This is a genomic window from Streptomyces sp. NPDC031064, from assembly GCF_055570965.1.
The window spans coordinates 70275-95160 of sequence record NZ_JBVIGF010000011.1 but is presented as its reverse complement, the minus strand read 5'-3'; the positions used below and the strand labels follow the sequence as shown (position 1 = coordinate 95160).

Sequence of the window (24886 nt, the reverse complement as noted above, 5' to 3'; positions counted from 1 at the left end):
CCCATGACGAGGAGCCGCGTGTGACCACCGACCCCGCCCGCCGCGTCAGACGCCTGCAACTGACCCGCGCCGCCCACTGGTTCGCGGCGGCGCAAGGCGACCCGTACGGAAAGATCCTGCGCGCCACCGACGACGACCCCGACGCCTGCACGGCGTACGAGGAGGAGATCCGCGCCCGGGGCCCGCTGTTCCGCAGCGAACTCCTGGACACCTGGGTGACCGCCCACCGGGCCGTCGCCGACGAACTGGCCGCCCACCCGGACTTCGACGCCCCCGCCGCCCAGGACGCGCCCGTCCCCAGCGCCGCGCTCGCCCTGGACCGCGCCGCGTGCGAACGGCTCCGGCCGCTCACCGCCTTCGGCGGCCCGCTGCTGTGGGCGCCCGACGAGGAGTGCGTGGAACGCCGCGCCGAACGGTACGCCCGCGAACTGCTCACCGCCCTGGGCGACGCCTTCGACCTCGTCGACGACTACGCCGTCCCCGTCGCCGTCCGCACCGTCGCCGAACAGTTCGGCCTGCCCGCCGACGCGTACGAGCCGTTCGCCCGGGCCCTCGCGAGCTGCGGGCACGCCCTGGACGGCCTGTTCGCGCCCCAGCCGTACGACACCGAGCGGGCCGGGCAGCACGCCGAGAGCGAACTGACCCGGCTCCTGGAGACCCACCTGTGCGAGCCGGACGAGGACCGGGTGCGTGCCGCCCGGGCCGTCGCCGTCGCCACGGTCTGCACCGCGCCGGTCCTCGTCGCGGGCGCGGTACGGGTCCTCGGCGACGCACCCGGCCAGTGGGAACTGCTCGCCGGGCGGCCCGACCTCGCCCCGCGCGCCGTCGAGGAGACCCTGCGCCGCACCCCACCGGTCCGGCTGGAGGCCCGCACCGCGCGCACCGACACGACCCTCGCGGGCGTCGCGCTCCCCGCCGGGAGCCGGGTCGTCGTCCTCGTGGCCGCCGTGGACCGCGACCCGTCGGCACCGCACGGCGCCGTCGACCTCGCCGCCCAGGGCCCCGGCGCACCGGCGCCCTTCGCGCTCCCCGGCGACCTGTACTTCGCCCTGGCGGGCCCGCTGGTCCGCAGCACCGCCCGGGGCGCCCTGCGCGCGCTCGCCGAAGCCGCGCCCCGCCTTGACCTCGCGCCCGCGAGGGCCGTCCGCCGCCGCTCACCGGTACTGCGCGCACCCGCGGCGATGCCGGCCGTCCGAGGGGAGCTGGTATGCGCGTCCTGATGACCTGCTTCGCGCACAACACGCACTACTACAACCTGGTGCCGCTGGCCTGGGCGCTGCGTGCCGCCGGGCACGAGGTGCGCGTGGCCAGCCAGCCGTCCCTCACCGACGTCATCACCGGCACCGGCCTGACCGCCGTGCCGGTCGGCGACCTGGACTCGATGATGGAGCTGTTCACCGAGATCGGCGGCGACCCCACCCCGTACCAGCAGGGGCTGGACTTCGCCGACACGCGCGAGGCGCCCCTCGGCTGGGAGCACGCCCTCGGGCAGCAGACCATGACGACCGCCATGTCGTACGCGCCGCTCAACGGCGACACCACCATCGACGACCTCACCGCCTTCGCCCGGGCCTGGCGGCCCGACCTGGTCGTGTGGGAGCCGTTCACCTACGCCGGTCCGATCGCCGCCCACCTCAGCGGCGCGGCCCACGCCCGGCTGCTGTGGGGCCCCGACGTCATCGGCAACGCGCGGCGGCAGTTCACCGCCCTGCGCGACCAGCAGCCCGCCGAGCGGCGCGAGGACCCCATGGCCGAGTGGCTGACGGTGACCCTCGAACGGTTCGGCGAGCGGCCCGACGCCCGCACCGTCGAGGAGCTGATCACCGGTCAGTTCACCATCGACCCGGCGCCCGGCGCCGTGCGCGTCCCGGTGCCCGGCACCGAGGTCCTGCCGATGCGGTTCGTCCCCTACAACGGCCCCTCCGTCATCCCCGACTGGCTGCACCACCCGCCGGCCGGGCGCCGGGTCTGCGTCACCCTCGGCGTCTCGGCGCGGGAGACGTACGGGCGTGACGCCGTCCCCTTCGAGGACCTGCTGCGCGCGCTCGGCGACATCGACGCCGAGATCGTGGCCACCCTCGACGCGAGCCAGCTCGCCGACCGGGACGGCCTGCCCGGCAACATCACCGTCGTCGACTTCGTACCGATGGACGCGCTGCTGCCGACCTGCGACGCCATCGTCCACCACGGCGGCGCCGGCACCGGCTACACGGCCATGGTGCACGGCGTCCCGCAGATCATCGTCGGCGCCCTGTGGGACGCGCCCCTCAAGGGCCGTCTCATCGCCGAGGCCGGTGCCGGGATCGACCTGCCGCCCGAGAAGCTCGACGCGGCCACGCTGCGCGAGGCCGTCGCCCGCGCGCTGGACGACCCGTCGCTGGCCGCCGGTGCGCGGCGGCTGCGCGACGAGTGCTTCGAGGCCCCGACCCCGGCCGGGCTCGTACCCGAACTGGAACGGCTCGCGGCCCGGCGCCGCGACCGGGCCCACGCCCTCCCTCACCCTGGAGCCACGACACCATGACCACCAGCACCGCGCAGACCACCACGGGCTACGAGGGCGGTATCGCCGCCCTGTACGACCTCATCCACCAGGGCAAGGGCAAGGACTACGCCGAGGAGGCCGCCCAGCTCGCCGCCCTCGTCACCGCCCGCAACCCCGGCGCCCGCACCCTCCTGGACGTCGCCTGCGGAACCGGCGTCCACCTCAGCCACCTCGCCCGTCACTTCAGCGGTGTCGAGGGCGTCGAGTTGTCCGAGGACATGCTGGCCATCGCCCGCCGCCGCAACCCCGGAACGGCCATCCACCACGCGGACATGCGCGACTTCGCGCTCACCGGCCGCTTCGACGCCGTCATCTGCATGTTCAGCTCCATCGGCCACATGGCCGACCAGGCCGAACTCGACGCCGCCGTCGGCAGGTTCGCCGCCCACCTCAACCCCGGCGGTGTCGTCGTCGTCGAACCCTGGTGGTTCCCGCGGACGTTCACCCCCGGCTACGTCGGCGCGGCCGTCGTCGAGGCGGAGGGCCGCACGATCTCCCGCGTCTCCCACTCGCGCCTGGAGGACACCGCCACCCGCATCGACGTCCACTACCTCGTCGCCGAGCCCGGCCGGGGCATCGAGCACCTGACCGAGAGCCACCTCATCACCCTCTTCACCCAGGAGGCCTACGAAGAGGCCTTCCGCCGGGCCGGCCTCGACGTCACCTTCACCACGGGCGGCCCCTCCGGCCGCGGCCTGTTCACCGGCACGGCGGCCCGGTGACCTGACCACCGCCCCGCCCCCGGTGCCGATCGCGCCGGAGGGCGGCCTGTTCAGGGCCGGAGGACTGAGATACTCGGGCCAGGGAGGCCGGGGTGATGGGGAACGGTACGCGATCGGACGTGGCAGTGCCTGCACGGACCACGCCGGCGCACGCCGCGGGCTGGGTGCTGCGTTCCGCGGTGGCCGCGGACATCGAGGTGATCGCGGAGTTGCGGGCCACGGTCATGCGTGCGGACTTGGAACGCCTTGGGCGCTACGACGAGCACCGGGTACGGCAACGGCTGCGGGACTCCTTCTCCCCGCACCACACCTCGATCATCCTGATCGACCGTGAACTGGCAGGATGCGTGACGGTCCGGCCCGCCGAAGGCAGGCAGTGGCTGGAGCACTTCTACCTTGCTCCGCACTGTCAGGGGCAAGGGCTCGGATCCGCTGTGCTGCGCACGGTACTGGAGCGAACGGATGCGCAGGGCATGACCGTGGGCCTGAACGTCTTGCAGGGCAGCGCTGCCCGTCGACTCTACGAGCGCCACGGATTCGTCGTGGAAGCCCAGGACCCGATCGACGTCTTCATGATGCGCCCGCCGGCAGCCATGGCCTGCACTCCTGCGAAAGCCTGAGCTTTCTTCCGCTCCCCGGCGGCTGGGAAAAACCGCTTGCCCGCTCCGGTCGGTCGTGGGACAGTGTGCTCCGCTCTGCGACCTTGCGGACACACTCACAGTGAGGAACGAAGCCAATGTTCCCGGCGTCCCCCAGCGGCCGCCGTCGGCACTGAGCGCCCGCTCTGCGGCAGCCTCAGCCTGCCACGCTGTTCCCTACGGCGGCCCCACGACGCGGTGCCTGACGCATCGCCACTCTCCGCGCCCCGAACTCCCCGAGTGCGCCAGGGGCTCCGCCAGAGACTTCGTGAGGTCAACACCCACCATGGACATCCGGGTCCAGAGCTTTGCCGTCACCAACCTCCGCCGCCGTCCCGTGGTCATCGAGACCGGCGGCTTCGTCGCCGGCTTCACCCCCGATACCGACAACCCCTACCTCAACTACGCGACCCCGCTCCCCGGCGCCGAGCCGACCGGGCAGGACGTCGCGGCACTGATCGGGACCTTCCGGGAGCGGGGCCTGCTGCCCCGGCTGGAGTTCGCACCGCAGGCCGCCCCCGCCGTGGCACCGGCCCTGCGGAAGGCAGGCTTCGGCACCGAGGCGGTTCACGAATACCTCGTCTGCACCCCGCACACACTGGTGCTCCCCCGGTCCACCGACTCTCCTCGTGTGGAGAGCCCGACCACGGATGAGGAATTCGCCGAGCTCGATGCCGCGCTCGCCGAGGCATTCGGCGGTGTCTTCCCACCCTCCGCACAGGGTGCGGCCCGACTGCGCCGCACGCAGCAGAGCGGCGGAGCAGTGCGCTTCGTCCGCGACCCGCAGGGCGGCATCGTCGGCGGGGCGTCCTGCTCCCCGCCGGCCGAGGGCACCGCAGAGCTGTCCGGCGTCGGCACCCGCCCCGCCCACCGCGGCCGCGGCATCGCCGCCGCGGTAACCGCCGCGCTGAGCGAAGCGATGTTCGCCCAAGGGGCCGGATCGGTCTGGCTGGAGTACTCCGGAGAAGGATCCCGCCGCGTCTACGAACGCGCCGGCTACCAACCGCACGGCACTCGCCTCTACCTCTCCTTGCCCCCGGCGCGGCAACCCTGACGGCACCGACCCGCTCGGGGGCGGCCGCCCGCCCCCGAGTTCCCATGCCCAACCAGTTGAGACAATTTCTAAGCCGCCGCGCCGATGCGTTCGGCGTTCGGCAGACATCGAGGGTTCACCGGCACCGCACTCCGGTGACCTGACCACCGGCCCGCCCCGGATCGCCGCCGCCCACGGCCCCCGGTGCCGACCGCCCGAGGGCGGGGCGGATGGTGGGAGTCAGCGGCTCGGCCAGGTGATCGTCTGAGAGTCCGCCGTCACGGTGATCTCGAACCGCTCCAGTGGCGGGGAGCCATCCTCACGCCAGCGGGTGACGTACCCCTCCACCGCGTCCCATACGCGCGCCCCGCCGCCCTGGCGCACCGCCCATGTGCCGCTCTTCTCCCACAGCACCGCCCAGGCGTCCGCTTCGAGGTCGAGCAGCACGTGTTCCGTTCGGCCGTATCGGTCGAGGCTGAAGCGCTGGGTGCGGGGGGCGGCGAGCTGGGCGACGAAGCGCGTGTCCCAGTCGTCGAGCACGTCGGCCCCGAACACCGCTCGCCGCTCATCGCCCTGGTCAAGATCGGGGAGGGCTCCGATCGGGGGCGGCACCTGGGGGCGGGCGAGCATGAAGGAAATCCGGCCGCCGAGGAAGCGGCCGGAGGCGGTGGCGTCGTCGTGGACGGTGAGCCGGGCGAGTTCGGAGGAGTACATCCAGCCGCAGATGGTGGCGAGGATGATCCCGCCGGGCCGTGTCTGCTCGATCCAGTCCCGGGGCAGCGTGACGATCCCGCAGGTGGCCACCACCCGGTCGTAGGGCGCACCGTCCTTGTCTCCCGCGAGCCCGTCACCGACGACCAGGTGAGGTGTGAAGCCGCCCGTGCCCAGGGCGGTCCGGGCGCGGGCTAAGACTTCGCGGTCGACCTCCACCGACGTCACCAGGTGCTCGCCGAGGCGGTGGCACAGCAGGGCCGTGGAGTACCCGGTGCCCGTGCCGATTTCGAGAACGCGGTGGCCGGCTTCGACCTGGAGGTCTTCCAACATCCGCACGACCAGGGAAGGCATGGTGCTGGAGGAGGTGGGGGCACGCATGATCTCGCCCCGGATGTCTCCCGGCACCACGGTCCCGGCGATCTGGGTGACGAGGGAGTCATCCCGGTAACAGCTCTCCAGCCACTTGGGATGGTCCGGCATGACCGGCGTCCAGGCCGTGGGCGACGAGCCCTCGACTTGCTCGAAGAACCCGCCACGCAGGAACTCGTGGCGTGGCACTGACTCGACGGCCTTCCGCCATGGCTGCGTGCGCAGGTGGCCGCCGGCCGTGAGCCGTTCGGCGAGCCGCACCCTCAGGGCCGCGTCGTCGGTCATCTCCACTTCCTTTCCAGCAGGTCGGCCATGGCCGCCACCATGGGCAGCCCGGTCTCCGGCTCCATCCAGGCCCATTGGCCGGACGAATTGCATTCCAGGAACCACCATTGCCCCTGGCGGTCCACGGCGAAGTCGAAAGCGCCGAACACCAGGCGGAAGTGGTCCAGGTAGGCGCGCAGGGCCTCGGCGATCCCGGGAGGCGGCTGCACGACGGTGTACGTCAGCCGGGAATAGTCGGTGCGCCAGTCCAAAAGGTCCGAGGCGATGCGGACACAGAACACCTGGTCACCGATGACCGTCACGCGCACGTCGCCGGTCTTGTCGATGCGCCGCTGGAAGAGGTGGACCGTGCCGGCCACTGAGTCGTCGATTTCGTCGGCCGTCACCTCCCGGACCTCGACCGTGCATGAGACACCGTCAATGCGGTACAGCGGCGTGGACAGCGGTTTGTAGATCACCGATCCGTGGCGCTTGATGAACGCTCGCGCCGACTCCGGGTCGCAAGTGATCAGGGTGGGTGGGATGCGAAAACCGCTGGCGACGGCTGCGGCGAGTCCGGAGGGCTTGAACTCGGCGTCGCCGATGCGGTGCGGGTGGTTGACGTACAAGCAGCGCGGCAGGGAGGCGAGGACACCGCCGAGTCCGTAGCGGGCCTGTGTGACGGCGAATCGAGCCGTCTGTTCGTCCAGGTGCGGGAAGGTGAATCCGGAGGGGCGCCGGTAGTACAGGGAACGGATGTTGCGGAGATCAACCATCCGTGTCGGAGTGCTCAGCGTCCCCTCGATGCCGTCAGGCGTGATGGTGGCCGCGAACGACAAGGCGGTGGGGAAGTCCCCGGAGTCGAACCGCACGACCGGGACACCCCGGTCGTGCAGCTCACCGATCACCAGGTCGGTCGTGGGGTCGTCCAGGTTGGTGACGACCATAACCGGACCAAGGCCGCTCACTGGTCGCTGTCGTTGCCCTGGTCCTGGTCGCCGCCGCCGGAACCCCCACCGCTGCTGCCGTCGGACGGGTTGCCGGTGTTGGTGGCGGGGTTGGTGCCGGTACTGGTGCCGTGCCCGGGCATCTCCATGACAGCGCCGGTGGTGTCGAAGTAGAGCCCGGTCTGGGTAACCGGGTTCAGCTCGACACGGGCGTACGACGGGGCGAATGCCGGGTACGGGACCATACGGCGCAGACCCCACGGCGTAGGGGTGCTGATGCCGTTGGGCAGCGGTGTCCCGGTCGGGACCCGGTCCGAGTGGGCGTACATCGGTACCTCCTGTGTCGGTCGTGCTGGTGGCTTTCCGGTGATCAGCGCCGGCCGCTCCCGTAAGAAGGCGACCGGCGCGTGTCCGCCCGTGCCGACTGTCTGGGAAGGTGGGGCGGGCTCTGTGTGGCCGCCAGGTCAGCGGCGGTTGGGTGTCGACGGAGCAGCGTGACGGCCAGTGCTCATTTCACGGCCTCCTTCGGCTTTCGCCGCGGGTGGGCCACGGCTTCGTGCAGTGCGACGCGATCAAGGAGGTCTCCGAGGTGGGCGCCCTTGGCGTACTCGCGTCGCAGTTCCTCGCACTGAGGGCAGTCCCGCTTCACGAGATCACCGTCACGTTGTCGGCGGCGGTCGACCATTCGATGCCGGACTCCGCCCTGATGAACGCCACGCGTACGTACCGCTCGCCCCCGGACTTGTCTTTGACCTTCTCGCGCACGATCGCTGTCAGCTCACCCTCACCCTTGGACGCGATGTCGCGAACCGTGTGACCAATCCGGGGGTCTGTCTCGTGGCCGAACGCGTCGATGGTGGTCATGAGGACTGCTCCTCGGGCAGGGATGGAGGGTGGCCCCGGTCCACGCCGGGACGCGGGAGGGAGCCGCCGGTCTGTGCGCCCGCCGCCGGGGTCGTTCCCAGGGGAGCCTGGTGTCCGACCCAGGACGCCGGGTGGCTGGTACTCATTCAACGGGGGTACACCGATCCTGAGAACGGGCCATGCTGGTACGGCCGTTGAATGCGTTGAATGCCAGGGGAGCTGGAATGGAACGCACGCCGAACGAGGCCCTCGTCGCGCTGATGCGCGAGGCCGATTGGGGAAACGGGCAGCTCGCGCGGGCGGTGAACCGCACGGCGGCCGAAGCGGGCCACTCCTTCGGCTACAGCGCCAGCACCGTGACGTACTGGCTCAAGGGCTCGATGCCGAAGGAGGCCGCCCGGCCATTCATCGTGGAAGCCCTCTCCCGGCGTATCGGTCGCCCGGTGACGTGCGCCGAAGCAGGGTTCCCCGGAGACAACGCGGACCAGGCCGGCGATCTCGCTGATCTCGTCAGGGGCGATATGGACCCATCGCGGCGTGGAGTCCTCTCCGCCGGGCTCTATTCTGCGGCTCTCATGGTCCCGCAGTACAGCGACCTCGGCGACCGGCTCGCATCCTCCGACAAGGAGGTGAAAGCAGGCCGCACAGTCCGGGTCGGCCATGGTGAGGTCGCCACCGTACGCACCATGACGGATCACGTCGCGAACATCCTGGACGACCTGGGCGGAGGCCACGCCCGGCCAATGGCGGCGGCGTTCCTCGCGAACACCGTCCTGGCCTGGTTGCGGGCCGATGCCACGCCGAAGGTGAAGCGCGAACTGATGGCTGCGGCGTCCGACTTCGTGTACCTCACGGGCTGGATGGCCATGTACGAGCGGGCGCACGGGCTCGGACAGAAATACTTCATGCAGGCCCTCGACCTGGCCAAGGACGCCCAGGACCACGTCACCTACTGCCGCACGCTGCGCGGCATGGCCCTTCAGGCGTCGAACCTCGGGTACGGCCGGCGGGCGCTGGAATTCGCCGATTCCGCAGCCGAGGCGGCACCGGGCGCCGGGCCGCGCCTGATCGCCTTCCTCCGGGGCCAGCAGGCGCACGGCGCGGCGATGGTGGGCGACCGGCGCCAGGCCTTCGCCCGTCTGAGCGAAACGGAAGAGGCCCTTTCGAAGGCCGACGGTCGTAATGACGCAGTCGGCGGCTACGACCAGGCCGCCTACCACTTCCACGTCTCCCACGTCCTGTACGAGCTGGGTGACCTGCCCGGGTCCATCAAGGCCATGCGGCAGTCCAACCGGGTCCGCCCCGCGAACGAGCGCCAGGGCCGTGTCCATGCGAATGGCGTCCTGGCCTCACGGCAGTGGGAGCTCGGGCACGTCGAGGCGGCGTGCGCGACATGGGACCGGTTCCTGGACGACTACACCACCTTGTCCAGCGCACGCGGTGACGAGCACTTCGAAACACTCCGCGACCGGATCAAGACGCAGCCCAGGACCCGAGTGGTGAAGCAGCTCGGTGAACGTGTCCGGGTCGTGGCCCAGCAGAAGGCGGCATAGCGACCACGACAGCACACTCCCGGGGTTGCAGCGGTGGGCCGCGCAAAGGGATCCCCACGGCCACCGGAGCCGTCCGTCGTCCGCCGAGGAGAATCGCTGCATGCGGATTCTGATCATCACTGCCGGTTCACGTGGGGATGTCGCGCCCTTCACAGGCCTGGGGCGGCGTCTGATGGAAGCCGGCCATCAGGTCGCCGTGGCCGCTCACCCGTCCTTCGCCGCACTCGTCGAAGGATGCGGTCTCGCCTACCGGCCGGTGCCGGGAGACCCCCAAGGGCTGATCCGAGACTGGTCCCGGGCGGCATCGCGGGAGGAGGCACAGGCTATGACGAGGGCGTACGCGGATGGGCTCGCCGACGGGGTGGTGGAGGCCGTGGCGGGCGGAGCCGACCTGCTGCTCACCGCCTTCGGCCCGGCACCGCTCAGCCTGATGGCCGGCGAAGCGCTCGGCGTCCCCGTCATCGGCACCTACCTTGCACCGTCGTTCGCCACCAGACAATTCCCGCTGCCCAACGCACGGAACACCGACGGCCTGGGACCGGAGGGCAACCTCGCCGCGGGCCGGGATGTGCTGAGGCGGGCGGAAGGGGTCTTCGCGGGCGCCGTGACCCGGCTGCGTGCCCGCCTCGGACTGCCCGCCGGCGCGCCCTCGGCACCGGTGGACATGCGGCCGGTCTTCCACGGCTTCAGCCCGCTGGTGGTGCCGCGCCCCGTGGACTGGCCCTCCCGGGTGGACGTATCAGGCTATTGGTGGCCCGCTCGACCGGACGGCTGGCAACCCCCCGCCGAACTGGTCGACTTCCTCCAGGCCGGTCCGCCCCCGGTGTTCATCGGGTTCGGCAGTATGGCGGCGGGGCAGGGAGAGCGGCTCAGCGAGCTGGTGGCCGCAGCGGTGAAACGGGCAGACGTGCGTGCGGTGGTGCAGGCGGGATGGGCCGATCTGAGCGGCTGCGGCCCCGACGTCCTGGCCATCGGCGACGTCCCGCACGACTGGCTCTTCCTTCGCACGGCCGCCGTCGTCCACCACGCCGGAGCCGGTACCACCGCAGCCGGACTGCGGGCCGGAGTGCCCGCCGTACCCGTTCCCGTCATGGCCGACCAGCCCTTCTGGGCGTCTCGGCTGCACCGGCTAGGAGTTGGCCCCCGGCCTCTGCCGTTCCAGGAACTCACCGCCGAAGCCCTCGGCGCCGCGATCACGGCCTGCCTGTCCGAGCCGTCCCACCGCCGCCGCGCGGCCGAACTCGCTCACCGCATCGGAGCAGAGGACGGCGCCGCCGCGGTGCTCACCCACATCCACTCAAGGGACGCCGGGTGAATCCGAGGGGTGCTCCACCACCGTGCTGCGGCGCCAGGCCGTCCGAGGCGCTCCGCCGCATCCGGTGCTGCCGGAATTCGCGAACAATTCGAACGCCACCGTTCCCGGACGCCTCTTGAAGTGGTGAGCAAACGCTGTTCGAAGTCGGGTTCTGGCCCAACTTCCGTGGAGCCCACGGGTGGTTCACAAGATCCGTAGCCGGGGCCGAATCGGTGAACGGGCGACGTCCTGCCTGTGGCAGGGTCGTACTGCATGGACTGCACCTTCTGTCGACTCATCCGTGAAGACACCGCCCGCTGGGTAGCCCGCGGGCCCGTAACCTGTGCCTTCACCCCGCTGGATCCGCTCGCGCCAGGACACACCCTTGTGGTTCCGACAGCCCACCACCCTGGCGTCTTCGACATCCCCTCCGATGTCCTGGCCGCGACGATGACACTGGTCCAGCGCGTGGCGATCGCCATGCGGACCGCTTTGAACGCCCCGGGCGTGAACATCCTGAGCGCCAGCGGCCCCGGATCAGAACAGTCGGTGCCCCACTTGCACTTCCACGTCGTTCCGCGGTGGGTGGGCGACGGGATCTCGACATGGCCGGCCGGACGGTCAGGGCATCACTTCGCGGGCGACCCGGGCGCGAAACTCGCCGATGTGCTGGCGTCGGGACAACACCACAGAAGTTGAGCCAGAGCCCGAAGTCGTGAACGCAGCCAGCTCCAGGTGGAGACTGGGCAAGGTCGCGCGGGGTGAGTCCTCCGACCGGTGGCCGGAGCGCTTGGGTCCGACAGCCCCCGGTGCCCCGCCCGGCACCGGGGGCACTGTCACCCGCTGGAGGCCCGCTCGACAACCGCCACACTCCCCACTCACCGACAGGTGCTCCGGCCACCTTGCGGGTTAGGTTTCCGAGGACGTCGAGATCGATGCGATTCCTTGACCAGGGGGCTGGAAACGATGGCGAACGAGACGGCCGGCGCGGGTGACGTACTGCATTTCCTGGAACTCCTCGCGGCGGAGGCACCCGCCCGCGACATCGAGCAGGCGGCCCGTGGGGCGGCGGACGGGCACGGTACGGGGGCGTACGACGACGGTGCCGTGCAGCACGCCCGCCGCCTGGCCCTCCAGATACACCAGCAGTTCCGGCGCGGGCGGCAGCGGGAGGCCGAACTCGCCGCGCTCGTGGACACCGCCCGCGACCTCACCAGCGGCGCCCCGCTCGACACCCTGCTGCGGATGGTCACCCGCCGCGCCCGGCTGCTGACGAACATGGACCTGGCCTGCGTCGGGCTCCTGGACGACCCGACCGGTGACGCGGTCATCGCCGCCGCCGACGGGTCCGTCAGCGCCCGCACCACAGGCTCCCGCATCCCCGCCGGCAGCGGCCTCGGCGGCACCGCCGACCTCTACCTGGGCCCCGCCTGGACCCCCGACTACCTGGCCGACCCCTGCCCCGGCCGGATTCCCGCCCTGGAGGACATCGTCCACGCCGAGGGCCTGCACGCGGTGCTCACCGTGCCGTTGCGCACCGACGACGGCGCGATCGGCCTGCTGTGCGTGGCCGAGCGCCGCAGCCGGCACTTCACCGCCGACGAGGTGTCCCTGGTGCACTCCCTCGCCGACATCGCCGCCGCCGCCGTGCGCACCGCGCACCTCATCGAATCGCTGAACGCGCGGAACGAGGAGCTCAGGCACGCCGGTTCACGGATGCGGGCCGGGCTCGGCGACGCCCTGCGGGCCAAGGAGGCGGAGGGCGAGCTGGTCCAGCGGGTCCTGGACGGTGCCGGCCTCGACGAGCTGGTCGAACGCGCGGCGGCCGAACTCGGCGGCAGTCTCGCCGTCCGCGGCCCGGCCGGCCAGCGCCTCGCCCACCACGGGCACGTCCCCGCGCCCGACCCCGGTGAACTCGAACGCGCCCAGCTCACCGCCACCGCGACCGGCATCGCCAGCCCCCTGTCCGACGGCACCTGGATCGTGCCGCTGACCGCCCGCGGCGAGAACCTGGGCCTCCTGCTGCACCAGCCCGGCCGGGGCGGGCCCCACGAGCGCGGTGAGCACATCCTGCTGTCCTGCGCCCGCAGCGTCGCCCTGCTCCTGCTGACGCAGAACGGCTCCGACGCCGAGGCCAGGGCGCGTGACGAGTTCCTTCAGGACCTCGTCGCCGCCGGGTCGGGCCCGGCCGGGGCGGACCGGGGCCGGGCCCGACCCGCCCCGGCGCTGCGGCGCCCGCACGTGCTGGCCGTCGTCCGCCCGCAGGCCGCCGCCGCCGCGCTCGCCGGCCCATGGGCCGCCTCCTACGTACGCCACCGGGGCATGAAGGCCCGGCGCGGCGACGACCTGGTGCTCCTCGTACCCGGCGACGACGCGGGGCGCGTCGCCGAGGAGATACGGGAGCAGTTCACGCGTGCCGCCGGTGCCCCGGTCACCGTCGGCGCGGCCGGCCCGGTCACCGGCGCCGAAGCGGTCGCGGGCTGCCTCGACAAGGCGGTCCGGTGCCTGGAGGCGCTCGTCGCGCTCGGTGGCACCGGCCGGGCCGCGGGGGAGGGCGAGCTCGGGTTCCTCGGCACGCTCCTCGGGGTGGAGCAGGACGCCGACGCCTTCATCGACCGGGTCATCGGTCCCGTACTCGACTACGACGCCGAGCGGTTCAGCAACCTCGTGGAGACGATGGAGGCATACTTCCGGGCCGCCGGCAGCCCCACCCGCGCGGCCGAGATGCTCTACGTCCACCCCAACACGGTCTCGCGGCGCATGGAACGCATCACCCAGCTACTCGGCCGGGACTGGCAGCAGCCTGACCACGCCCTGGAAATCCAGCTCGCGCTGCGGCTCCAGCGGAGCCGAACCTCCCTCGCGACAGCGCACGCCGACCCCCGCCCGGCGTGAGCGCCGTGACCTCCCGCGCCCGCTCCCTGGGCACCCCGCCCTGGAGGAGGCGCACCGCGTGGGCCAGCGACACCAGCGTCGTGTGCCGGTGCCAGCCCAGGTAGGAGCGGCCCTCGAAGTCGAGGGCGCCGACGGGCAGGGAGATGTCGGTGAAGTCGGCGTCGACCCGCCCGACCAGCCGCACCAGGCCCAGCAGGGTGGACCGGGCGGCCCCCGTCATGTTGGTCAGCCACGTCTCCGACACCGTACGGCTGTTGGGCGAGCGCACCCCGACCAGGGTCAGCGGCGCTCCCGCCCCCGCCGCCGGCCAGCCGGCCCGCGCGGCCACCGGGCCCCGCACACCGGGAAGGTGCACGGGCAGCAGCGCCACCAGGCTCGTCCTCGGCACCGCCGGGCCGGCCGGGTCGATCCACTCCACCGGCCGCTGCTGGGACCGGGACAGCTCCGCGAGACGGCCGGCCGACGCCGACATCGCCCGCGCCCCGGCGCCCGGCAGCATGGGCGCCAGCAGCCCCGTACCGGAGTCGATCCGCAGCACGAACGGCAGCCCGGCGGCGCGCAGCGCGTCCACCAGCGGGGCTGCCTCCTCCTGGCGCGCGTCCATCACCAGCGGCTGCGGGGCGGCACCCCACGACGCCGTCTGCCGTGCCATGGAGACCGCCAGTTCGGGCGCGGACGCCGCACCCGCCGTGTCGGGTATCGCGGCGCGCCGCCGCATCGACTCGTCCGCCAGCCAGTCGCCCCCCAGCAGCAGCCGCCAGTTCACCGGGACCGCCGCCGCGCCCGACGCCAGCCACAGCGTGTAGCCCTGCTGACTGTTCATCACCTGGCCCAGGTGCGGCACGAACCGCCGCTCCACACCCACCGAATGGCGGCCCGTCTTCGGAATCACCAGCGGCCGCACCACCCAGGCGCGCGGCGAGAGCAGCTCGGTGAGCCGGGTCGCGAGCGCCGCCCGCAGCGGGGCCCACTCCCAGGTGGAGCAACTGATGAAGTGGTGCAGGCTCTGCTCCGCCGCGCGTTCCTCGGTGCGGGCGGCCAGATGCCGCATGGTCTTGCGGCCCGAGGCGGTGAGCAGACCCTGGACGTACAGCTCGCCCTTGTGACGCTGGTCCCTCCGCCGCAGCCGGGACAGCACGGACGTGCACAGTTCCTGGGAAGGATCCGGGTCGTGGACAGGGCGTCGATGAGTCGGTTCCGTGGCGAGGATGGGCATGCCCCAACGGTCCGGTGCCGGGGCACCCGGGGCCCAGGTGCGTCCGGAACACACTTTCGACCGCCCGTGGCCGGTACGCCCGGCTGTGGCCGGAAGGCGCCCGGGGCGGCGCAGGGGTGGTGGCCCGGCCACCACGGCACCGCCGCAACGGCACCCGACGGGCGATCAAGTGTGTGGCTGAGCGACCTCGTCCGGGCGCCCGGCATGGGGCAGCGTGAAGGACTGGGCATCCCCCGATCCACCACGCAAGGAGACCGCATGCCGCCGCGCAGCACCGACGGGCGAACACCCCGTTCCTTCCACAGATTCCGGCCCTCCCGGACCCGGCCGGTCGCCGCGGCCCTGGCACTGCTGTGCGCCGCCGGCCTGCTCACCGGCGCCGCCGACGCCGCCCCCCTGGACGAGCCGGCCGGGCCCACCCCCGTGGAGGACGCGGCCGAGGGCACCGCACGGGTCCGCGCCCTCGTCGCCCGTATGACCCTCGAGGAGAAGCTGACCTTCGTCCACTGGGACGCGGGCCCGAAGACCGGGCCGCTGGCCCGGGGCGTCGGCTACATACCGGGCGTGCCGCGCCTGGGCATACCCCCGCTCCAGGCGGCGGACGGCCCCACCGGCATCCGGCTCAACGGTGGCCGCGCCACCGCCCTGCCCACGCCCACCGCCCTCGCCGCCACCTTCGACGACCAGCTCGCCGCCGACTACGGCAAGGTCCTCGGTCACGAGGGCCGCGCACTCGGGCAGGACGTCGTCCTCGCCCCCATGGTCAACAACATCCGCGTCCCCCACGGCGGCCGGAACTTCGAGACGTTCAGCGAGGACCCGCTCGTCACCTCGCGGACCGCCGCCGCCGAGATCAAGGGCATCCAGAGCCAGGGCCTGATGGCCACCGTCAAGCACTTCGCGGGCAACAACCAGGAGCAGGACCGCGCCACGGTCGACGCCACCATCGACGAGCAGACGCTCCAGGAGACCGAACTGCCCGCGTTCCGCGCCGCCGTCGACGCGGGCGCCGCCTCCGTCATGTGCGCCTACAACGGCGTCAACGGCACCCCCTCCTGCTCCAACGGCACGCTGCTCCAGTCGGTGCTGCGCGAGCAGTGGAAGTTCAAGGGCTGGGTGATGTCCGACTGGCAGGCCACCCACGCGACCACCGACATCACCAAGGGCCTCGACCAGGAACTCGGCCTCGACATGGGCAAGCCCGGCGACCCGGTGCCGGACGCCCGGCACTTCGGTGCCGCGCTCGCCAAGGCCGTACGCGCCGGCGAGATCCCCGAGGCCACCGTGGACCGCGCCGTGATCCGCATCGTCGGCCAGATGGAACGCTTCGGCCTCCTCGCCGCCACCCCGCCGGCCCGGCCCGCCCGCGACCCGGAGCTCGGCCGCGCCACCGCCCGCAAGATCGCCGAGGAGGGCGCGGTCCTGCTGCGCAACACCGGCGGCGCCCTGCCGCTGAAGGGTGCCGACGGCCAGAGCCTCGCCGTCATCGGCGACAGCGCGCAGCGGCCCAAGGTCTCCGGCCTCGGCAGCGCCCACGTCGTACCCGACCGGGCCCAGCCGCCCGTCGAAGCGCTGCGCGCCCGGGCGGGAGCGGGGGCCACCGTCTCCTACGAGCCGGGCATCGACCGGATCGGCGTGCCCCTGACCGCACAGGAACTCAGCCCCGCCTTCACCAACGGCAAGCAGCTCGAACCGGGCGGCGACCGCTCCTTCTACAACGGCACGCTGACCGTCCCCGCCGACGGCGACTACCGCGTGGCGATGCGCGTCGACGGCGGTCTGGCGATTCTCCAGGTCGCGGGCCAGCAACCCGTCTACGCGGCCGACTCCTTCAGTGACACCACCAGCGTGGTGCTGCGCCTGACCAAGGGCACCCACCGCGTCGAGGTGAGCGGCTGGGCCTGGCCGGACCGCCCCCTGGAGGTGGACCTCACCTGGGTCACCCCCGAGCGGGCCGCCGCCGACCGGGAACGCGCCGTCGCCGCCGCCGCCAAGGCCCGCACGGCCGTCGTCTTCGTCCAGGACGAGGGCTCCGAGGGCTACGACCGCCCCTCGTTGTCGCTGCCCGACGGCCAGGACGAACTGATCGCCGCCGTCGCCAAGGTCAACCCCCGCACGGTCGTCGTCCTCAACACCGGCTCCTCGGTGCTGATGCCGTGGCTGAAGGACACGGCCGCCGTGCTCCAGATGTGGTACCCGGGCCAGGAGGGCGCCGGCGCCACGGCCGCGCTGCTGTACGGGGACGCCAACCCGGGCGGCCGGCTCACCCAGACCTTCCCGGCGGACGAGCGGACGCACCCCGTCGCGGGCGACCCCCAGCGCTACCCGGGCGTGAACGGGCGCCAGACCTACAGCGAGGGCGTGCACACCGGCTACCGCTGGTACGCCAAGGAGGGCAAGGAGCCGCTCTTCCCGTTCGGCCACGGACTGTCCTACACCTCGTTCGCCTACAGCGACCTGACGGTGAAGAGGACCGCGTCCGGCGGCGCCACGGTCACCGTGACGGTCCGCAACACGGGGGAGCGCACCGGCAAGGACGTCGTCCAGACCTACCTCGGCCCGAGCCCCTCGGTGAGCGCGCCGCAGGCCGTCACCAAGCTCGCCGGCTACACCAAGGTCACCCTGGAGCCGGGGCAGTCCAAGCGGGTCACCGTCCCGGTGGACGCGCGCCAGTTCCAGTACTGGGACGCGGCCGCACACGCCTGGAAGACGGCACCCGGCCCGCGCGCCGTGCGCGTCGGCACCTCGGCGACCGACGTCCGGCTCACGACCACCCTCTGAACCCCCCTATGAAAGGAACCGAATGACCGTCTTTGACCGCACGATCGGCACAGCGGACGCGATCGACGCGAATGAGGACACCGGGCTGCGCCACGTGGCGGGTCTGTCCACCGAGCTGGCGGACGTCCGCGAGGTGGAGCAGCGACAGGTGCGCCTGGAGCGGGTCGTACTCGCCGGCGTGTGGACCTCCGGCACCCTCGCCGAGGCGGAGAGCTCGCTGGCCGAGCTCGCGGCGCTGGCCGAGACGGCGGGCGCGCTCGTGCTCGACGGCGTGATCCAGCGCCGGGACAAGCCGGACCCGGCCACGTACATCGGCTCGGGCAAGGCCGGGCAACTGCGCGAGCTGGTCGTGAACGCCGGCGCGGACACCGTGGTGTGCGACGGTGAGCTGAGCCCGGCGCAGTTGGTGCGGCTGGAGGAGGCCGTGGGCGTCAAGGTCGTCGACCGTACGGCGCTGATCCTCGACATCTTCGCCCAGCGCGCCACCTCCAAGGAGGGCAAGGCCCAGGTCGCGCTGGCGCAGATGCAGTACATGCTGCCCCGGCTGCGCGGCTGGGGCCAGTCGCTGTCGCGCCAGATGGGCGGCGGCGGTTCGGGCGGCGGCGGCATGGCGACCCGCGGCCCCGGTGAGACGAAGATCGAGACGGACCGGCGGCGGCTGCGCGACAAGATGGCCAAGATGCGCCGCGAGATCGACGACATGAAGTCGGGCCGCGACCTCAAGCGCCAGGAGCGCAAGCGCAACCGGGTGCCCTCGGTCGCCCTCGCCGGTTACACCAACGCCGGCAAGTCGTCCCTGCTCAACCGGCTCACCGGGGCCGAAGTACTGGTGCAGAACGCCCTGTTCGCCACGCTCGACCCGACCGTGCGCCGGTCGCAGACGCCCGGCGGGATGACCTACACGCTGGCCGACACCGTCGGCTTCGTACGGCACCTGCCGCACCACCTGGTGGACGCGTTCCGCTCCACGCTGGAGGAGGTCGCGGAGGCGGACCTGATCCTGCACGTGGTGGACGGCGCGCACCCGGACCCGCTGTCGCAGATCGAGGCCGTGCGTACCGTCATCGGTGAGATCGGCGGGGCGGGCGTGCCGGAGATCGTCGTGATCAACAAGGCGGACGCGGCGCCGGAGGGCGCGCTGGCGCGCCTGCTGGAGGCGGAGCCCGCGGCGGTCACCGTCTCGGCGCGCACCGGCGAGGGCATCGACACCCTGCTGGCCCGCGTGGAGGAGGCGCTGCCGCACCCCGACATCGACGTCGACGTGCTTCTCCCGTACACGGACGGCCACCTGCTCTCCAGGATCCACGACTCGGGCGAGGTCCTCATGGAGGCCCACGGCGAGGACGGCACCCGGGTGCGGGCCAAGGTCGACGCCCAGCTCGCGGCCGAGCTGCGCCCGTACGCGATCGGCTGAGCCCGGCCGGCGCGCAAAGGCCGCGGCCCCCGTCGACAGTGGATGTCGGCGGGGGCCGCGGCCTTGTGGGCGCCTTGTGACGCGGCCGGCTCAGGAGTTCTTGAGCGTGAACTCCCGGACGGACTCCACGACGTAGTCGAGCATCTCCTCCGTGAGCCCCGGGTAGACGCCGATCCAGAACGTTTGATCGGTGATCAGGTCGCTGTTGACCAGCGGTTCCGCGATGCGGTGCGGCCGGTCGGCGTAGGCGGGGTGGCGGGTGAGGTTGCCCGCGAAGAAGCGGCGGGTGCCGATGCGCCGGGACTCCAGGAAGTCGACGAGACCGGCGCGCGAGTAGGAGGCGTCCGGGTCGACGGTGATCAGGAAGCCGAACCAGCTCGGGTCGCTGTCGGGGGTGGCCTCCGGCAGCAGCAGGCCGGGCAGGCCCTCCAGTCCCTCGCGAAGCCGGCGCCAGTTGCGCCTGCGGGCCTCGCAGAACTCGTCGATCCGGGTGAGCTGGCTCAGCCCGAGGGCGGCCTGGATGTCGGTGGCCTTCAGGTTGTAACCGACGTGGGAGAAAATGTACTTGTGGTCGTAGCCGTGCGGCAGCGTCCCCATCTGGTGGTCGAACCGCTTCATGCAGCGGTTGTCCTCGCCCGGCTCGCACCAGCAGTCACGGCCCCAGTCGCGCAGCGACTCCACGATGCGGGCCAGGACCAGGTTGTCGGTCAGTACGCAGCCGCCCTCGCCCATCGCGATGTGGTGGGCGGGGTAGAAGCTCACGGTGGACAGGTCGCCGAAGGTGCCCGTGCGGCGGCCCCGGTAGGTGGAGCCGACGGCGTCGCAGTTGTCCTCGATGAAGAACAGGTCCCGCTCCTCGGCCAGCCGCGCGATCTCCTCGACCTGGAACGGGTTGCCGAGCGAGTGCGCGATCATGATGGCCCGGGTACGCGGGCCGATGGCGGCCTCGATGCGCTCGGGAGTCGTGTTGTACGTACCGAGCTCGACGTCCACGAACACCGGCACCAGGCCGTTGTGCAGGATCGGGCTGACGGTCGTCGGGAAGCCCGCGGCCACGGTGACGACCTCGTCCCCCGGCCGCAGCCTGCGGTCCTCCAACTGCGGGGAGGTGAGCGCGCTGAGCGCCAGCAGGTTCGCCGAGGAGCCCGAGTTGGCCAGGTGCGCCTTGCGGGCGCCTATGTAACGGGAGAAGTCGCGCTCGAAGCGGCGGGAACTGACCCCGGCGGCGATGCGCATCTCCAGTGCGGCACTCACCAGCGCGAGCCGGTCCTCCTCGCTGAGCACGGCGCCGGAGACCTGTACCGGCGTGATGCCCGGCCGGAACGGCCCGGGGGCCTGCTCCGCGTGGTACTCACGGACGAGCTCCGCGATGCGTTCTCTGGTCTCGCCCATGTGGGTTCCCTTTCCCTGATGGCGCCACTGACCGGACCGCGAGCGTAGGGCGGCGCCGACGGCACCTTCCACGGCGCGGCGGGGACTTCATCAGGTCGGGGTCGCGGGTGGGTACGTCCGGCACGCGGCCGGGCACGTGAAAAGACCGCGACCCCGCTCCGGGGAGCGGGGTCGCGGCAGGTGCGGGGTCCGGTCACACCCCCTCGCGCGGGGGTCATGACGCCTTCTGTCCGCTGTCGCGGGCCTCCTTGAGCTTCTTCAGCAACTCTCGCTTCTGGGCGACCGGGTCCAGACCGCCGCCGCCTCCGCCGCGCCGGCCGCCACCGCCGCGCATCGCCGTGCGGGAGAGGTTGGAACGGGTGCCGCCCACGCCGAGCATTCCGCCTGCGCCTCGCGCCATGGTGCTGTCTCCTTCGTTCGGTTTCGCGAGACGCCTCGTCTCGCTTCGTTGACGAGTCTCCACGAGACGCCGCGTCTTGTCAAGACTAGACGTCTCGTCTCGTTAAAGATTATGGTTCCCGGCATGGCAGACATGACGAAAGCGACGAAAGCACCTGCCCGCCCCGGAGCGAACACCGCACGCCGGCAGCGGCGTCCCCAGCGGGCCATCCTCGACGCCACGCTGGAACTCGTCCGTGAGGTGGGCTACCCCAAGCTGACGATCGAGGCCATCGCCGCCCGCGCGGGCGTCGGCAAACAGACGATCTACCGCTGGTGGCCGTCCCGGGCGGCGGTACTCCTCGACGCGGTGGCCGCGCTGGACGTCACTGCCGGCGAGGCCACCGTCGGCGCGGGGCGGGACGCCACGCCGGGCTTCGCCGGACCGGGCGTCGCGGCCGCCACCGCCACTGCCATCGCTGTCGGCGGGCCGGACGGCACGGCCGCCACCGCCACTGCCGTCGCCGGGCCGGGCGTCGCGGCCGCCACCGCTGTCGCCAAGTGGGACGACGTCGGTGGCCCCGCCGCCCTCGGCGTTGGCGTCGTCGCCGGGCCGGCCGGCCCCCTGAGCGGGGACCTGCGGTCCGACCTGGCCCGGCTGCTGCGTGCCCTCGCGCGGACCATGAACGACCCACGGTTCCAGGGGCCCGCGCGGGCCCTGGCATCGGCCGGGATCGACGACGCCGACCTGGCCCGGCAGTTCACCCGCCGGGTCCTGGAACCCTGCCTCGCCCCGCTGGCCGAACGGCTGCGCGCCGCCTCCGAGCGCGGCGAGGTGGCCGCCGACAGGGACCCGGCCGTCGCCCTCGACGTGCTCATCGGCCCGGTCGTGCACCGGTGGCTGCTGCTCGCCCGGCCCGTGACGCCCGAGTTCACCGACCTGCTCGCCGACCTCCTGGTCACCGGTCTGGCCCCCCGGCCGGGAGCGGCCTGAGACCCGCTCGAATGCCGCTCGGGGAACGCTCGCAGAGCGATCCGGGACGTACGGACGACCCGTCGAGCACCGCTCCAGCACGGTGCGAGCCGCCGCCGTCAGGGTCGTGCCACGGGCGCGGGAGATCGCGCCCCTCCTGCGACGACGGAGCTGCCCGGCCACCATGACCACCATCGCCGAGAACACCGGGACCACGGCCACCGCACGCGGCCGGTGGGAGACCGACGCCAGGGCGCGCGCCGCCCGGCTGGAGAGGCTGCTCGGCGACCCCTGCGACCCGGCCAACCCGCACGGGCTGCGCGCCCTGTTCGCCGCCGACGACCGGCGCGTCCCGCCCGCCGCGACCGAGCACCTGCTCGCCGAGGAGGGCCTGGGCGCCGAGTTCGTGCCCGTGGCGTACGGCGGCCGGCTCACCCGCGCCGACCTGCTCGCCCGCGTCCTGCGCCCCGTCTTCCGCCGCGACGTCGCCCTCGGCTTCGGCTTCGGCATCACCTCGCTGTTCGCCACCGGCGCCGTCTGGGCGGCGGGCACCGAGCAACACCGACGCCACGTCGCCGACCTGCTGCTCGGCGGCGGCCGGGCCACGATCCTCCACCACGAACTGGCCCACTCCAACGCCATCCTGCGCCACGAGTTCACCGCCCGCACCGCACCCGGCGGCGGCTACCGGCTCGACGGCCGCAAGGACGTCATCATCAACGCCGCGCGCGCCGACGCCCAGGTCGTCTACGCCCGTACCGACCCGGCGCGCGGGCCGCGCAGCCACTCGGTGCTCCTCCTCGACCCCGCCGGACAACACGCCCCCGCCGTGCGGCACCTGCCCCGCGTCACCACCCCCGGCATGCGCGGAGCGCTCTTCTCCGGGCTGGAGTTCGACGACTACGCCGTCCCCGGCGACGCCCTCGTCGGCGGTACGGGAGACGGCGTCGCCCTCGCCCTGCGCACCTTCCAGGTCAACCGCAGCCTGATCTGCGGCGTCGTCACCTCGGCCGCCGACACCGTGCTGCACTCCGCCGTGCGGGCCGCCACCGCCGGCCGCAGCGGCCCCGTCGCGCGCCGCTGGCACAAGCCGCTCACCGGCGTCTTCGCCGACCTGCTGGCCTGCGACAGCATGGCCACCGTCGGCTTGCGCGCCCTGAGCCTGCTGCCCGACCGGGCCCATGTCCTCGCCGCCGCCGTCAAATACGTCGTCCCCGACCTGCTGCGCGAGAACCTGGAGGAACTCGCCACCGTCCTCGGCGCGCGCGGCTACGAGCACGACAGCCCCGAGTACGGCGCCCTCGACAAGCTCGTGCGCGACCTCCCGGTCGCCGGGCTCGGGCACGCCGGGACGGCGTCCTGCCAGGCCGTGATCGTCCCGCAGTTGCGGGGCCTGGCCGAACGCGCCTGGTTCGCCGAGGAGGAGCCGCCGCCCGAACTGTTCCGGCAGGGCGCCGACCTGCCGGCCCTGGACTACCGGTCGCTCGGCATCGCCGGGGGCGGCGACTTCATGGCCGCCTCCCTGGTCGGCTCGGCCGCCCGGCTCGCCGCCTCGCGCGGGGTCGGCGGCCAGATCGCCGCGCTCGCCGCGCTGGCCGAGGGGTTCGTCACCGAACTGCGCGCCCTGCGCGAACAGTGCCGCAGGCTGCCCGCGTACGGCACGATGGCGCCGGCCGACCCCGCCGTGTGCGTCCTCAGCGACCGCTACAGCCTGATCGTCGCCGCCGCCGCCGTGCTCGGCGTGTGGGAGGGCCAGAACGGCGACGATCCGTTCCTCGCCGACGCGGCCTGGGCCGTGCTCGCCCTGTCCCGGCTCGGCGAACGGCTCGGCATCCCGGTGCCCGACCTGCCCGACAACTGCCTGGAACAGGTCCTGGACGAGCTGGTGCGCCGCTATCGCACGGGCCGTAGCTGCGACCTGGACGCCATCCCCCTCGCGCAGTGAAAGGAGCGAGCTCTTGACGAAGCCGGAACCGACGCAGCGCATCACCGAGCCCATCCACGTCAGCGGCCCCGACGGGCCGTGGGACCCGGTGCGCGAGGGAATGGACCGGCACGGCAACGCCGTGGTGCACACCACCTGGGGCGAGTGGCTCACCGGCGCCGTCGCCGACCCCGCGCTGCGCCCGCTGCTCGGCCGGGACTGGCAGCGCTACCGCCGCACCCCCGACCCCACGATCCGCTACCGGTTCGTCGCCTCCCGGCTGGCCACCAAGTTCACGGCCGCCGCCGCGCTGGGCGTACGGCCCGCCGAACTCGACCTTGCGTACAAGATCGGCGGACGCCCCTATCTGCGGGGCCTCGACCAGATCGACGTGAGCCTCACCCACACCGACGACCTGATCGCCGTCGGCATCAGCCGCAACGGCAGGATCGGCGTCGACGCCGAACCCGCCGACCGGCACATGTCGTTCGAACTGCTCCAGAGCCATGTGTGCACCCCCGCCGAGCGGGCCGCCCTCGAAGCGCTGCCCGAGGCCGGCCGGACCGCCGAACTGCTGCGGCTGTGGACCCTGAAGGAGGCCTACACCAAGGCCCTCGGCCAGGGACTGCGGCTGGGCTTCACCGAGTTCGGCTTCGGCGTCGACACGGGCGGCCTCCTCGCCCCCGACGGCACCCCGGCCGCCCGCGGCGAATGGGCCTTCACCACCCGCCACGTCCTCGGCCGCTACCTCATCAGCGTGGCCTGCCACGACGCCGGCCTCGACACCTCCCCCGACACCGCGGCCCACACCATGCTCGACGAAGGCTTCATGGGCGCCGTCGCCGGCCTCCTCGACCCCGCCACCGGCTGACGCGCCCGGCCGGGCGAGCCGAGCCGGTCCCGGGCCGAGCCGGTCCCGGGCCGAGCCGGCCCAGCGTACGCCTCTGCCCTCCCACCGGGGCCGCCTGCGTAT

At 72.7% G+C, this 24886-nt stretch carries 20 protein-coding genes and 1 pseudogene; 14 read left to right on the top strand and 7 right to left on the bottom strand.

Features of this window, described 5'->3' with window-relative positions:
• Window positions 1–20 precede the first annotated feature (20 nt).
• The 5 genes from ACZ46W_RS32435 to ACZ46W_RS32415 all read left to right on the top strand — a co-directional run bounded on the left by ACZ46W_RS32435 (window position 21) and on the right by ACZ46W_RS32415 (window position 4956).
• Window positions 21–1220 carry a cytochrome P450 family protein gene (locus ACZ46W_RS32435; RefSeq protein ID WP_468345436.1) on the top strand — a complete coding sequence of 400 codons (1200 nt, stop codon included), beginning with the start codon at window positions 21–23 and terminating at the stop codon, window positions 1218–1220.
• Entirely contained in the window at window positions 1208–2521 is a 1314-nt protein-coding gene (locus tag ACZ46W_RS32430) for an activator-dependent family glycosyltransferase (RefSeq protein WP_468345434.1), read from the top strand. Before ACZ46W_RS32435 ends, ACZ46W_RS32430 begins: the two co-directional genes overlap by 13 nt.
• Complete coding sequence (locus ACZ46W_RS32425; RefSeq protein ID WP_468345432.1) at window positions 2518–3264, top strand: class I SAM-dependent methyltransferase; 747 nt, start codon at window positions 2518–2520, stop codon at window positions 3262–3264. Before ACZ46W_RS32430 ends, ACZ46W_RS32425 begins: the two co-directional genes overlap by 4 nt.
• A gap of 95 nt (window positions 3265–3359) precedes the next feature.
• Complete coding sequence (locus ACZ46W_RS32420; RefSeq protein WP_468345430.1) at window positions 3360–3884, top strand: GNAT family N-acetyltransferase; 525 nt, start codon at window positions 3360–3362, stop codon at window positions 3882–3884.
• Window positions 3885–4188: 304 nt separating this feature from the next.
• A complete protein-coding gene (locus ACZ46W_RS32415) occupies window positions 4189–4956 on the top strand; it encodes a GNAT family N-acetyltransferase (protein ID WP_468345428.1) in 768 nt (255 codons plus the stop codon).
• A 219-nt stretch (window positions 4957–5175) separates the two neighbouring features.
• Here ACZ46W_RS32415 and tgmC read toward each other — a convergent pair whose 3' ends face one another.
• The 4 genes from tgmC to ACZ46W_RS32395 all read right to left on the bottom strand — a co-directional run bounded on the left by tgmC (window position 5176) and on the right by ACZ46W_RS32395 (window position 8093).
• Window positions 5176–6303: an ATP-grasp peptide maturase system methyltransferase gene (gene tgmC / locus ACZ46W_RS32410; RefSeq protein WP_468345426.1), complete on the bottom strand. Its 1128-nt coding sequence runs from the start codon at window positions 6301–6303 to the stop codon at window positions 5176–5178.
• Window positions 6300–7229 (bottom strand): ATP-grasp ribosomal peptide maturase, encoded by a 930-nt coding sequence (tgmB, locus tag ACZ46W_RS32405; RefSeq protein WP_468345425.1) that lies wholly within the window; start codon window positions 7227–7229, stop codon window positions 6300–6302. Before tgmB ends, tgmC begins: the two co-directional genes overlap by 4 nt.
• Window positions 7230–7246: 17 nt before the next feature.
• Window positions 7247–7558: a putative ATP-grasp-modified RiPP gene (tgmA, locus tag ACZ46W_RS32400; RefSeq protein WP_468345423.1), complete on the bottom strand. Its 312-nt coding sequence runs from the start codon at window positions 7556–7558 to the stop codon at window positions 7247–7249.
• Window positions 7559–7874: 316 nt separating this feature from the next.
• On the bottom strand, window positions 7875–8093 hold the full coding sequence (locus ACZ46W_RS32395) for a hypothetical protein (RefSeq protein WP_468345421.1): 219 nt from the start codon (window positions 8091–8093) through the stop codon (window positions 7875–7877).
• A gap of 179 nt (window positions 8094–8272) precedes the next feature.
• Here ACZ46W_RS32395 and ACZ46W_RS32390 point away from each other — a divergent pair, with 179 nt between their 5' ends.
• From ACZ46W_RS32390 to ACZ46W_RS32375, 4 genes and pseudogenes are all read left to right on the top strand, one after another.
• Window positions 8273–9646, top strand: a complete 1374-nt coding sequence (locus ACZ46W_RS32390; RefSeq protein ID WP_468345419.1) for a hypothetical protein — start codon at window positions 8273–8275, stop codon at window positions 9644–9646.
• Between the two features lie 100 nt (window positions 9647–9746).
• Window positions 9747–10961 carry a glycosyltransferase gene (locus ACZ46W_RS32385; RefSeq protein WP_468345417.1) on the top strand — a complete coding sequence of 405 codons (1215 nt, stop codon included), beginning with the start codon at window positions 9747–9749 and terminating at the stop codon, window positions 10959–10961.
• 252 nt (window positions 10962–11213) lie between these two features.
• A complete protein-coding gene (locus ACZ46W_RS32380; protein ID WP_468345415.1) occupies window positions 11214–11639 on the top strand; it encodes an HIT family protein in 426 nt (141 codons plus the stop codon).
• Window positions 11640–11906: 267 nt separating this feature from the next.
• Window positions 11907–13721: pseudogene (locus ACZ46W_RS32375) on the top strand (helix-turn-helix domain-containing protein); the annotation flags it as partial.
• Here ACZ46W_RS32375 and ACZ46W_RS32370 read toward each other — a convergent pair.
• A complete protein-coding gene (locus ACZ46W_RS32370; RefSeq protein WP_468345413.1) occupies window positions 13711–15051 on the bottom strand; it encodes an IS701 family transposase in 1341 nt (446 codons plus the stop codon). The pseudogene ACZ46W_RS32375 and the gene ACZ46W_RS32370 sit on opposite strands and share 11 nt — an antisense overlap.
• A gap of 258 nt (window positions 15052–15309) precedes the next feature.
• Here ACZ46W_RS32370 and ACZ46W_RS32365 point away from each other — a divergent pair, with 258 nt between their 5' ends.
• Complete coding sequence (locus ACZ46W_RS32365; protein ID WP_468345411.1) at window positions 15310–17832, top strand: beta-glucosidase; 2523 nt, start codon at window positions 15310–15312, stop codon at window positions 17830–17832.
• 22 nt (window positions 17833–17854) lie between these two features.
• A complete protein-coding gene (hflX, locus tag ACZ46W_RS32360) occupies window positions 17855–19246 on the top strand; it encodes a GTPase HflX (RefSeq protein ID WP_468345410.1) in 1392 nt (463 codons plus the stop codon).
• Between the two features lie 90 nt (window positions 19247–19336).
• Here hflX and rfbH read toward each other — a convergent pair whose 3' ends face one another.
• Together rfbH and ACZ46W_RS32350 are read right to left on the bottom strand one after the other, a co-directional pair.
• Window positions 19337–20638 (bottom strand): lipopolysaccharide biosynthesis protein RfbH, encoded by a 1302-nt coding sequence (gene rfbH, locus ACZ46W_RS32355; protein WP_468345408.1) that lies wholly within the window; start codon window positions 20636–20638, stop codon window positions 19337–19339.
• A 214-nt stretch (window positions 20639–20852) separates the two neighbouring features.
• The gene (locus tag ACZ46W_RS32350) at window positions 20853–21038 is read right to left on the bottom strand and encodes a DUF6243 family protein (protein ID WP_366132134.1); all 186 of its coding nucleotides are present in this window, start codon (window positions 21036–21038) and stop codon (window positions 20853–20855) included.
• A 123-nt stretch (window positions 21039–21161) separates the two neighbouring features.
• Between ACZ46W_RS32350 and ACZ46W_RS32345 the strand changes: the two genes are divergently transcribed.
• The 3 genes from ACZ46W_RS32345 to ACZ46W_RS32335 all read left to right on the top strand — a co-directional run bounded on the left by ACZ46W_RS32345 (window position 21162) and on the right by ACZ46W_RS32335 (window position 24784).
• On the top strand, window positions 21162–22010 hold the full coding sequence (locus tag ACZ46W_RS32345; RefSeq protein ID WP_468345405.1) for a TetR/AcrR family transcriptional regulator: 849 nt from the start codon (window positions 21162–21164) through the stop codon (window positions 22008–22010).
• Between the two features lie 163 nt (window positions 22011–22173).
• Entirely contained in the window at window positions 22174–23934 is a 1761-nt protein-coding gene (locus tag ACZ46W_RS32340; protein WP_468345403.1) for an acyl-CoA dehydrogenase, read from the top strand.
• A gap of 13 nt (window positions 23935–23947) precedes the next feature.
• Window positions 23948–24784 carry a 4'-phosphopantetheinyl transferase family protein gene (locus ACZ46W_RS32335; RefSeq protein WP_468345401.1) on the top strand — a complete coding sequence of 279 codons (837 nt, stop codon included), beginning with the start codon at window positions 23948–23950 and terminating at the stop codon, window positions 24782–24784.
• Window positions 24785–24886 lie beyond the last annotated feature (102 nt).